This is a genomic window from Sphingobium sp. SG1 (assembly GCF_057063145.1).
Genome location: NZ_JBVVOJ010000005.1, coordinates 319853 through 328978 on the forward strand (window position 1 = coordinate 319853; position 9126 = coordinate 328978).

Genomic DNA, 9126 nt, shown 5'->3' on the forward strand with positions numbered 1-9126 from the left:
TTATGGGGCCGACCGACCGGCCGACCCCATGATTCACTTCATCGTCTGTTCGACGGCTGCGAAGAATTCTTCTTCGCTTGGTGGCCTGGCGGCTCCACCCTCTGCACCATCACCGCTGGCGGCTATTTTGCCGCGAACGATTTGGTTGAATTCCCACAGGCTCATTTCTTTCACCTGGGCGGGTGTGTAACCGGCAGCACCGGCAAACTTGTATGTCTGGCCCCAGCTTATTCGGCCCAAGGGGTCGTCGGGGCCATTGGCTCCCCCGGCAGGTCTTCCATTGGTTCATCATCGACGCCGGAAAGCGCGGCCATCAGAAGCCGACCCGCAAGCGCCACGTAGTCGAAGAGATAACCTTCGCGGACGTTGCGCTTCACCAGATTATAGGCGTCCTGCTGGGACATCCCGCCACCGACCAGCCCCAGGCGGATCGTCTCGGTCACGTCTTCGACCAGCCAGTCGCCATGCAGGAGGCGGTTGGCGGCCACATAAGGACCGCACCCCAGCTTTTCCTGCAAAGCGATCAGTTCGCCAATTCGCAGGCCAAGGTCGTGATGACCTTCGCCCACGAACTGTTGATGGAGGATGGCCGAACGGGTCAAACGACCGTGACCTTATCGGCCTGCTCAAGCGTGACCTGAACCTCAACGGTCTTGACGCGCTCGCCGCTGATTTGAAACGAAGTCAGGAGAAACGGGCCGCGAACCGTGGGGCCGCCTTCGCCGCCGATCGTGACCTCGACATTCTTCGAGACGCCGGTGGTCGCCCATTCCAGCCATTCTTCAAGGTCAGGCTTATGGACCATACCAGCGCCATCAATCGAAGTGTCGTTGGCGCGAATGCGGCGAACGGTAATCGCGGGTGCGCTGGGGTCGGCGACATCCATCAGTTCATCGGTTTCGGCGGACGTGCTGAAATTAACGCCACGCGAGGTATTGATCAGGGCCGGGGCCGCAAAAGTTTCGGGGTTGCCGCCATCACCGATCTTCACAACGATCTGGTGGCCATAGACGGGCTGAATAGTAGCCATGTTTTAAATTCTCCGGAGAAATTATTTTCCGGATTATTTATTCAACCGCGCTATTCTGCCGTTTGGAGCAGATAGTCGAACTCCAGCGTGGCTTGCGCTGTCAGTGCGTCATTATCCATCCGATAGTTCGCACTCGACATTTCGAATCCGTGGACGATGAACCCTTCGATTTCGAGTTCAGCTTCCAATGCCGCGCGGATCATTCCAGCGATCATTTTGACTTCGCGCTTCGACGATCCGACAATGTTCACCACGGCAGTCGCGTCGTGAAATTCCCCTGCTTCCCGGTTCGACATGATGAAATCGTCGCCGATCTGGATGTATGGCTTCACCGAGTTGTGCGGCACCTCGCTATAAACGCGATCCTCGACGGCGCCGGTCGCGACGATCGCCATATAGATGGCCTTTTGCAGGGCGAATGCGGGGTCGCGGATCATAGTCCCAACTCCGTCTTGATCGCTTTCATGATCGCGCGCGCCAATGATCTACGGTGCCGACGCACATGAATTTTCTGCGCGGGGAGCCAAAAATGCTCGCCCTCGACCCATTTGCCATCGGGGCCTTCGTGGCCAAATTCGAGTGGCACGGCGTAATAGAGGTGATCGTCGCCGATACGGACGAAGTATTCGGCCTTGGTCGGATCACCTGGCAGCATCTCGATCGTGTCCGCGATGTGCGGCCCATCTTCAGAGCGCGGGGCGTTGCGCTTCACGACCCTCTGGAAACCTTCAGCCGCTCTTTTGTTCGCCTTGTCCGCGACCGTGTGAAGAGCACCTGGCAGTTTGCGGATGTCGTCGTTGAAACGGGCCAGCCCTCCGACTGTCAGCCCCCATGGGTCAGCCAAGGCTCACCTCCCCGGCCCTACAGGCCAGCAGTATCCAGCGCTTTCGGCCCTCTTCCAGGCAGCCCACCCATTTGATGGCGTAGGACTTATCGCTGCGGTCATCGACGACGATGCAATCCGGCCCAATCTGGTCGAAAATCGCTGTGGTGTAGCGGATGAAGATATCAGCGGGATCGAGGCCGGATAGCCGGTCACTTTGAACCTGTTCGCCACCACGCTTTGAAACGATCTGTGCAGGCAGATTAGCGAGGACCGTCACTATAACGTTTTCACGGCCGCCCATTCCATCGCTGACGGTGGAACGACGTTGGATCGTGATACGGTCGCGAAGATCGCCCGCGCCGGGTGCGCGCCAGGCCATTACGCCTCGTCCTCCGCATCGCCTTCAAATACGATGTGGACCGGCAGACCGTTGGCGTCGCAATAATGACCGGCGCCAGCCTCGACTGCGCGGATCGCGCAATCACCGGTCACTTCCACCACGCCAGGCGCGTAGACGATTGTCGTGTAAGGGTCCGGCACGAACCGAAATTCGCGCGTAAAGCAAACGTGAAGCGGGGCGTCGTCGTCGATCATAACGATATTTAGACCGCCACGCGATAACGGTTGAGGATGGCGTCAACCGCGAACGGAACAGTAGACAAGGCGGTTTCGGTGGTGGCTTCCCGGTTGGCGTAGAGGTGGCCGACGATCAGGCGGATCGCGTGAAGGAGATCGGCGGGAACCGTTTCGTAGCCAGCGGTGAATTCGACGGTCAGGTCTTGGATCGTGCGGGGATTGAGGATACGCAGGCGATCGCCGCGAACGATATAGTGGTCGGGATCGACAACGACGCCATCGGCGATGACTTCTGCGATCTGCTGAACAGGGCCGAGAGGAATTTGTAGCTTCTGGCGTGGCCGCCAGTCATCGGCCCATAGTTTCCAGGTCTGCGGCCGAAGGGCGATCCCAACGCCGTTCGGACCATCGATATAAGCGGCGGCAACATCGATTAGCGTCGCGAGATAATCGTCTTCATCGCTGTGCGCGATGGCCAGGTGCGTTTTGACATCCTCGACGGTCAGGACAGGGGAAGTCGGCGGCGAGATCGGTTTAAGGTCGGTCCAGTGCATGGACCTATTTATGAAAAAGGCCGGGTCGCCCCGGCCTCTTGTCATTCTGCGGCTTTCGCCGATTTCTTGGGCCGGACGGCCTTTTCGATCGCCGGGGATCGCGAGGCGGTTTCTTCTTTGACCACCTGTTCGGCATAGCCCGCCACGATCAAACGCGCCGCTTCAAAACCTTCGGCGAGATCGCCGGGCGCATAGCCCGGCTCACCCGCCATATGGATCAGAAGGCGGGCCTTCATCATGCCATCTTCAGCGCACGGACAGCGCCCGGCGCGAGAAGGTTAGAGTCCGCGCGGCCGAAGGCGACAAAGGCAGTCTGATCGTAATCAGCATAACGCTCGGTCAGCACCTTCACCGACATCGCACCCGCGCGGCGGACAGCGAACTTCGAGAAGTCGCCCGCCAGGGCTACGACGTTGCCAGTGGCGATCGGCGCCATCGCCTGGTTGATCCAGAACGACTTACCCGCGACGCGATCGGGTGCGCCTTCGACGGTGCTGGGGGTCCAAACATAGCGGCCTTCGTTGTCCTTCAGCAGACGAACAGCCTGGAGGAAATTGTCGCTGAACATCAGGCCGAAATTCGGCGAACTGCGATAAGCGGGATCGACCGAATGGATCAGACGGATGATCTCGTCGAAAGCAATCGCCGTCGCACTAGCGGCGGTGACGCCGACTTGTGCGGCGGTCACAATACCACGGGCTTCGCCCTCGCCCGACCCGGTCGTAAACAGCTTGTTGAGCTTGCGGCCCATGATTTCGGCGATCGCCGTGTTGACTTCACCGGCAACATCGATCGCGCTGTCGGCAAGCAGTTCATTCGACACGCGGAAAATGCCAGACGTAATCTTGTGCGCACCAAGCGAGACCTGGCCGAAAGTCAGACCAGCTTCGCCCGCCTGCGCGTTTTCAGCAATGGCCGGAGCATCCTGGCCGGTGTAGTCGGTTGTCGGGAAGCTGATGGTGCCGCCGCCAGAAGTCGAAATGTAGCGCACCGGGCCGCCCTCGTTGAGCGGACCAAAGGCCTTCATAGCTTTGATCAGTTCGGCCTGAAGCGTTGCGGGAACGGTGTAGCCGCCATCGGCGTCAGGCTTGGTGGCAAGGGCGCGGACTTCACCGCGCAGGAACGAGCGATAGGCGCGGGCTTCGACTTCGGCGCTGTCTTCGCCACGACCTTCGACCGTGACATTGCCAGCGAGGATTTCGGTGACCGGGCTATCGAATTCGCGGGCGCGGCTTTCGGCCTTTTCGGCGCGTTCAGCGCGCTTCGCGAGGTCGTCCGATTCCGACATCATGCGGTCGAATTCGGCTTCCTTTTCGCTGCGATTTTCGTCGGTGATAGTATCGAGCAGTTCACGCGCCTGGACTGCAATCTTCTGCGACTTCGATCGCAGTTCGGTAATAAGCATTCGAGTAATTTCTCCGGAGATTTGTTTTCCGAAGATTATTTATTCAAATGCTATCGACGCCCGTTTCAGCCGATACTTCCGCGAGCTATTGCCGATAATGCACGCTTCAACATTGGAGTGATATCGAGATTCTTGCATTCGACTTCACACATTTCTTCCGATCGCCATTCCGACATTGATCGCAGCGCGGCATCAGTCGCGGGATAGGCAGGGTTGATCACCAGGCTGATTTCACGGAGGTCCACGTCGATCAGGGTGCGAATGACCGTGCCATCGTCGGCTTCCAGCCACGACTGTTCGCGGACGATGAAGCCAAACGACATCTGGCAATCACCGTCACGGAGGGCGTCAAGCTGGGCAGGCGTAAAGCGGGCAATGTCGAGATCGAAGCGCAGGCCATAGCCGTCTTCCGACAGCGTCAGCTTGCCCGACCTGGTCGATCCCAGCGGCTGGCTATTGTCGTGCGACCACAGTGCGTGGATGTTGATCGTCCCGGCAGCGGCTTCGGCCAACGACCGGACGAAAGCGCCGTGAGCGATGCGTTCGACAAACCCGCCAAGATCGTGGCTGTCCGACGCGAACACAGCGGCGTAGCCGGTTGCTCGCTTGGGCTGATCGTCGGGTGCGCGGAATTCCACCTCCCCGATCGAGAAGTTACGGATTTCAGTCTTGGTTGTCATTGTCTTCCGCCTCCAGTGCGGGGTCATCATTCGGGGTAGGTTCGGGGGATGCGGGCTGCTGACCGGCCGATTTCAGCGGGACTGTCGCACCCTGGATCAGCAGGTCATCACCGGCAGGTAGCGGCGGTAGGTTGTCGTAAGCGCGCGCTTCGTTCGGAGTCCGAAGACCGGTCTGCACGGCGCGGGCGAGGCCGTTCATCCGCGACAGGAAGTCGCCGCGAGCCAAACCGTCCAGGTTGAATTCGACGAAATTCTTCGAATTGCGCTGGCCGAACAGCTTGCTGTTCATTTCCTGCTCAATCGCTTCCACGATCGGCAAGATGGTCTGCGAGGAGAACGACAAGTTCTGTTGTTCGACGTTCGAATAGGTGCCAGTGGACAAATCGAACAACAAAGCGGGCGCGATGTTGAAAATTCGCGACACCTCGGAGATTTGAAAGCGGCGCAGTTCGAGGAGTTGTTGGCGCGACGGGTCAAAACCCAATTCGTGCAATTTAAACCCTCCTGGAATCGGCAGGATATTTCGCTTCCGGTCGCGGCCTGACCGCAGGCTATTATTGATGTCCTCGCCCGCCCGCTCGGCTGCTGCCGGAGACATGGGCGGACCTTCCAGCACCAAGGGCGGCACACCGCCATTCTGAAAAATGGTCGCGGCGTAGCGTTCGGCTGCGATCACCAGGCCGATCGCGTTACGGTGGATGGAAAGCGGGCTGTAGTGATCAACCCCACAGCCTTTGGGCATCCATACGAAATCCAGGATGTCGGATGCGGGGACGGCCCGGCCCTCGATCTTGTAAATCCGGGTCAGGGAATTTCGATCGACTCGCTGCTCGATTTCGATTTTCGACCACGGCACCGGGGTCAGCGCCATAACTTTGCCCGCGCCATTCCTGATGATCTGCGTCAGGGCGCGGCCATCGAGCAGGAGGCGGGACACCGCCCATTTCCGCCAAGCAAAGCTGGTGTGGACCGTGTTGGCCTGATCGTGGACGACACGATAAAGCGGGTCGGTCGTGGCCTTTTCCGCGCCCACGCCTTTATCCGCGAACAGATGCAGCGGAAGATGGGCAATTGTTCCAGCGATCACGTTGACGGCGGCCCAGATAGCGGGGACGCCAAGCGCGGCGGCTTCGGTGACTTCTTCGCCGGAAAACGACGCGCTGCCGCCGAAAAAATCGCGGAAAGCGGCGGGACCGTTTAGGGAAACGGTCGGATTTTCAAGGGGGCTGGCGGATCGCGTTTCACGACCGCCGCCAAACAGGTCGAATAGCATGAACCTATTTATGATCCGGCCGGATTAGGGCTGGTCGAGCATCACCCGCGAATGGAGAAGGCCGGGTCTTCCCACGGACTAACGGGCGCGGCTGGCGTTCGATCCAGCGCTTTCACGCCGAGCGCCATCGCCAATGCGACCGCGCCGTCGATCCTAAACCTACTGGCCGATTTGTCGATTTTGCGGTTCCCGGCCGCGTCATCGACGGTCTGGGCGTTCATCATGCAGAACGTCGTCAGGGGGTGACCGTCGTGAACGAGATCGCCCTCCAGGACGGCTGTTTCCAAAGCCCGCACCATTGGATTGAAACCAATGAACCCCTGGCCAATTGCCTCTAGGCGCAGCCCATATCCTTCACCCTGCTGGGCTTCGAACCCGACATCATCGAAATATCGAAGGACTTCGCCCATCATCGTCCGGTCGAAAGCGAGGGCGCGGACATCATATAGCTGGCATAGATCGACGATTTTTTGCGCGACCTGGCGGGGGTTGATCGTCCGGCCCGGTGATGTTTCGAGCAACCCTCGCTTGGCATAGAGGTCATATCGCACACCGTCCGTCCGAGTGTGATCGGCCAGCATCGCGGCGGGCTTCCAATACCACGATTTGATCCGCGATCCGTCGCGCAACGAAACCGCGATTAGGGCCGTAAGGTCAGTCGTGCGAGACATATCCAGCCCAAGATAGATCGGTTCACCAGGTTCATATTCAAACTCCGACCGGCAGGCTTTCCAATCGGTCTGGCTGATCAGCGAGCCATGAAGCGAAACCCGCTGATTGAGGTATAGCAGCCGGAAAGCTGCCTCTTCGCTGGGCAGGCGAGCCGCGCGGTGCGCCATTGACCGAAATTCATCGATGTCACGGAAATCACCCAGTGCCGGGTTTGCGCGAAGCCACTGATCCTCGTCGAGAATATCGCAATCGTCGTCGGCCGCGTAAAGATGACAGACCACCGTCGGGTCTTCACCACGAAGGGCATCGTCGATCATTTCCGACAGGGGATGCGCCGGGTCATTGTTTTGGGTGCTGATGGCAATGAACAGGGGCTCGTGACGCGCACCCTGCGAACTGGTCAGCGTATCCAGCAATTCACGGGATTTCGACTGCGCCAGTTCGTCGTAGATGATCAGGCTGGGATTGAGCCCGTGCTGGCGGCCGCCATCAGCCGCAAGGGCGCGGTAATACGATCCCTCCCCTTTGACTCCGCTCGTCATGACGGTGATGGACTTGGTGGAATCCACCACGCGCAGATGTCGTTGCAACGCCGGGGTCGCGGAAATCATCCGCTTCATGGCATCGAACAGGATGGCGGCCTGTTTCCGATCGTTCGCCGCGCTATAAATTTGACCGAATTTCTCGGCCTCGGGACCGATCAGATGGGCCAGAGCGATGGCAGCGGCAATTTCAGTTTTTCCGTTTTTTCGACCGACGCTGAAAACAGCACGGCGAACGACCCGGCGACCGCCACGGTGGGGCGCGTAGATGTCGCGGATGAATTGCTTTTGCCAGTCGCGGAGGACGAACGGCCCGCTCTTGTCACCAATGGTGATCTGGAGCCGTTCGATGAAATCGATGACAAGTTCGGCGCGTTCTTCGACGCGCACGATGTCGGCCACGGTTAGTAGATCAGGCCGCTTTCGTCGTCAGCCTGCCCCGTGGAAGTTGAGATGTTCTGCCTGCTGATCGGGTCCAGCCCCAGCTTTGCGCCAAGCGCGGCGATCTGCGTGGCCGCTTCGCGCTGCATTGCAAACCACGGGCTGATTTTCGTCTGGCCGGTCGAGCCTTCGACTGTTGGCGGCGTCTCTGCGATCATCTTTGTCGCAAGCTGGTGCTGACTGACAGCCTCGCAATAGCTGGCAAGGATGAAGCTATCGGCAGCAGAAAAGACACCAGGCGGCATCGCGGCGACCAGTTTCGGCCAAACCTTCTTAGCGGCAGGTGTCATCAGGGTCGGCGCCCTGGCGCCGCCCTTCGGTTTTGGTTCGCGCTCGTTCAACGCCCGTTTGCCGGGGTTACCTTCGATCAGTTTGAGGTGGGTTGGTTTCTTGGGACGGGCCATGATACCGATATTTAGACATCGGTCATTCTGCGTGGCGTAGTCGGGGGGACAACCAGTTGGAAGCTGAAGCACTTTTCTGGACGAAGGTGGCAGCAATCGGGCAAGTCGCTGGTGCTGTAGCAACTTTTCTAGCCGTATGGGTGGCCCTTTATCTGGGATGGTCAGAACGCAGGATCAAATTGCGGGTGAAAGCCAATTTCGGCGTCATCGTCGATATACATGGCTCAACCCCGGTCATGTCGCTTGAAGTGGAAAACGTCGGTTTTCGGACTGCTCGGATCACGGGCTTTGGCTGGACGACCGGCTTCTTGTCCGTAGGGCCGCGCCTTCCAAAGTTTCTCAGGCTTCATAGCGGGCATCAGAATCCTGACTATCGCTGGGCGATAAACGAGAATTTTCCATGGGTGCTTGAGCCAGGTCAGTCGAAGGCGACGCATATGAGACGCGAAGCATTTATCGATGCTTTCATGTATCCCAGCGATAGTGGACTATTCAGAGAACTTCCTTTTTCGCAGAAACCAGTTTTATTGAGGCACCGCTGCTACGTTGGCGTGGCAACCCGCTCGAAAATCTATTTCGGCAAAGTCGATAAGCGGATCACAAAGGCGATCACTGCGGCCTATCGAGAGTCTATAAAAAAATCTCAGAGGCTGTGTCAGAACGCTGACGTAACGGTGGACGGCCGAGTTTCGATATGATTCCGAGGGGTTGCGACACCAACCT

15 protein-coding genes are annotated in these 9126 nt (G+C 58.8%); 1 reads left to right on the forward strand and 14 read right to left on the reverse strand.

The window, feature by feature from the left end:
- Positions 1–33: 33 nt before the first annotated feature.
- The 14 genes from AC0KVN_RS14315 to AC0KVN_RS14380 all read right to left on the reverse strand — a co-directional run bounded on the left by AC0KVN_RS14315 (position 34) and on the right by AC0KVN_RS14380 (position 8403).
- On the reverse strand, positions 34–165 hold the full coding sequence (locus AC0KVN_RS14315; RefSeq protein ID WP_483656168.1) for a hypothetical protein: 132 nt from the start codon (positions 163–165) through the stop codon (positions 34–36).
- Positions 166–227: 62 nt separating this feature from the next.
- Positions 228–602 carry a gene transfer agent family protein gene (locus AC0KVN_RS14320; protein WP_483656169.1) on the reverse strand — a complete coding sequence of 125 codons (375 nt, stop codon included), beginning with the start codon at positions 600–602 and terminating at the stop codon, positions 228–230.
- Entirely contained in the window at positions 599–1030 is a 432-nt protein-coding gene (locus tag AC0KVN_RS14325) for a phage tail tube protein (protein WP_483656170.1), read from the reverse strand. Before AC0KVN_RS14325 ends, AC0KVN_RS14320 begins: the two co-directional genes overlap by 4 nt.
- 50 nt (positions 1031–1080) lie before the next feature.
- Positions 1081–1467, reverse strand: a complete 387-nt coding sequence (locus tag AC0KVN_RS14330) for a DUF3168 domain-containing protein (protein WP_483656171.1) — start codon at positions 1465–1467, stop codon at positions 1081–1083.
- The gene (locus AC0KVN_RS14335; protein ID WP_483656172.1) at positions 1464–1874 is read right to left on the reverse strand and encodes an HK97 gp10 family phage protein; all 411 of its coding nucleotides are present in this window, start codon (positions 1872–1874) and stop codon (positions 1464–1466) included. The genes AC0KVN_RS14330 and AC0KVN_RS14335 overlap by 4 nt, the downstream gene beginning before the upstream one ends.
- On the reverse strand, positions 1867–2235 hold the full coding sequence (locus AC0KVN_RS14340; protein ID WP_483656173.1) for a head-tail adaptor protein: 369 nt from the start codon (positions 2233–2235) through the stop codon (positions 1867–1869). The genes AC0KVN_RS14335 and AC0KVN_RS14340 overlap by 8 nt, the downstream gene beginning before the upstream one ends.
- Positions 2235–2450, reverse strand: coding sequence for a hypothetical protein (locus tag AC0KVN_RS14345; RefSeq protein WP_483656174.1), 216 nt, complete (start codon positions 2448–2450; stop codon positions 2235–2237). Before AC0KVN_RS14345 ends, AC0KVN_RS14340 begins: the two co-directional genes overlap by 1 nt.
- 8 nt (positions 2451–2458) lie before the next feature.
- A complete protein-coding gene (locus AC0KVN_RS14350) occupies positions 2459–2986 on the reverse strand; it encodes a head-tail connector protein (RefSeq protein ID WP_483656175.1) in 528 nt (175 codons plus the stop codon).
- Between the two features lie 41 nt (positions 2987–3027).
- Positions 3028–3225 carry a hypothetical protein gene (locus tag AC0KVN_RS14355; RefSeq protein ID WP_483656176.1) on the reverse strand — a complete coding sequence of 66 codons (198 nt, stop codon included), beginning with the start codon at positions 3223–3225 and terminating at the stop codon, positions 3028–3030.
- Positions 3222–4391 carry a phage major capsid protein gene (locus AC0KVN_RS14360; RefSeq protein ID WP_483656177.1) on the reverse strand — a complete coding sequence of 390 codons (1170 nt, stop codon included), beginning with the start codon at positions 4389–4391 and terminating at the stop codon, positions 3222–3224. The genes AC0KVN_RS14355 and AC0KVN_RS14360 overlap by 4 nt, the downstream gene beginning before the upstream one ends.
- A 65-nt stretch (positions 4392–4456) precedes the next feature.
- A complete protein-coding gene (locus AC0KVN_RS14365; RefSeq protein ID WP_483656178.1) occupies positions 4457–5071 on the reverse strand; it encodes an HK97 family phage prohead protease in 615 nt (204 codons plus the stop codon).
- Complete coding sequence (locus tag AC0KVN_RS14370) at positions 5055–6344, reverse strand: phage portal protein (RefSeq protein WP_483656179.1); 1290 nt, start codon at positions 6342–6344, stop codon at positions 5055–5057. Before AC0KVN_RS14370 ends, AC0KVN_RS14365 begins: the two co-directional genes overlap by 17 nt.
- 41 nt (positions 6345–6385) lie before the next feature.
- Positions 6386–7960: a terminase large subunit gene (locus tag AC0KVN_RS14375; RefSeq protein ID WP_483656180.1), complete on the reverse strand. Its 1575-nt coding sequence runs from the start codon at positions 7958–7960 to the stop codon at positions 6386–6388.
- A 2-nt stretch (positions 7961–7962) separates the two neighbouring features.
- Entirely contained in the window at positions 7963–8403 is a 441-nt protein-coding gene (locus AC0KVN_RS14380; RefSeq protein ID WP_483656181.1) for a phage terminase small subunit P27 family, read from the reverse strand.
- A 56-nt stretch (positions 8404–8459) separates the two neighbouring features.
- Between AC0KVN_RS14380 and AC0KVN_RS14385 the strand changes: the two genes are divergently transcribed.
- A complete protein-coding gene (locus tag AC0KVN_RS14385; protein WP_483656182.1) occupies positions 8460–9101 on the forward strand; it encodes a hypothetical protein in 642 nt (213 codons plus the stop codon).
- Positions 9102–9126: the final 25 nt, after the last annotated feature.

Bases quoted from the DNA above. Each gene is read 5' to 3' on its own strand.
- AC0KVN_RS14355 (WP_483656176.1), bottom strand. From the start codon at position 3,225: ATGATGAAGGCCCGCCTTCTGATCCATATGGCGGGTGAGCCGGGCTAT.
- AC0KVN_RS14345 (WP_483656174.1), bottom strand. From the start codon at position 2,450: ATGATCGACGACGACGCCCCGCTTCACGTTTGCTTTACGCGCGAATTT.
- AC0KVN_RS14330 (WP_483656171.1), bottom strand. From the start codon at position 1,467: ATGATCCGCGACCCCGCATTCGCCCTGCAAAAGGCCATCTATATGGCG.
- AC0KVN_RS14350 (WP_483656175.1), bottom strand. From the start codon at position 2,986: ATGCACTGGACCGACCTTAAACCGATCTCGCCGCCGACTTCCCCTGTC.
- AC0KVN_RS14315 (WP_483656168.1), bottom strand. From the start codon at position 165: ATGAGCCTGTGGGAATTCAACCAAATCGTTCGCGGCAAAATAGCCGCC.
- AC0KVN_RS14380 (WP_483656181.1), bottom strand. From the start codon at position 8,403: ATGGCCCGTCCCAAGAAACCAACCCACCTCAAACTGATCGAAGGTAAC.
- AC0KVN_RS14370 (WP_483656179.1), bottom strand. From the start codon at position 6,344: ATGCTATTCGACCTGTTTGGCGGCGGTCGTGAAACGCGATCCGCCAGC.
- AC0KVN_RS14325 (WP_483656170.1), bottom strand. From the start codon at position 1,030: ATGGCTACTATTCAGCCCGTCTATGGCCACCAGATCGTTGTGAAGATC.
- AC0KVN_RS14340 (WP_483656173.1), bottom strand. From the start codon at position 2,235: ATGGCCTGGCGCGCACCCGGCGCGGGCGATCTTCGCGACCGTATCACG.
- AC0KVN_RS14360 (WP_483656177.1), bottom strand. From the start codon at position 4,391: ATGCTTATTACCGAACTGCGATCGAAGTCGCAGAAGATTGCAGTCCAG.
- AC0KVN_RS14365 (WP_483656178.1), bottom strand. From the start codon at position 5,071: ATGACAACCAAGACTGAAATCCGTAACTTCTCGATCGGGGAGGTGGAA.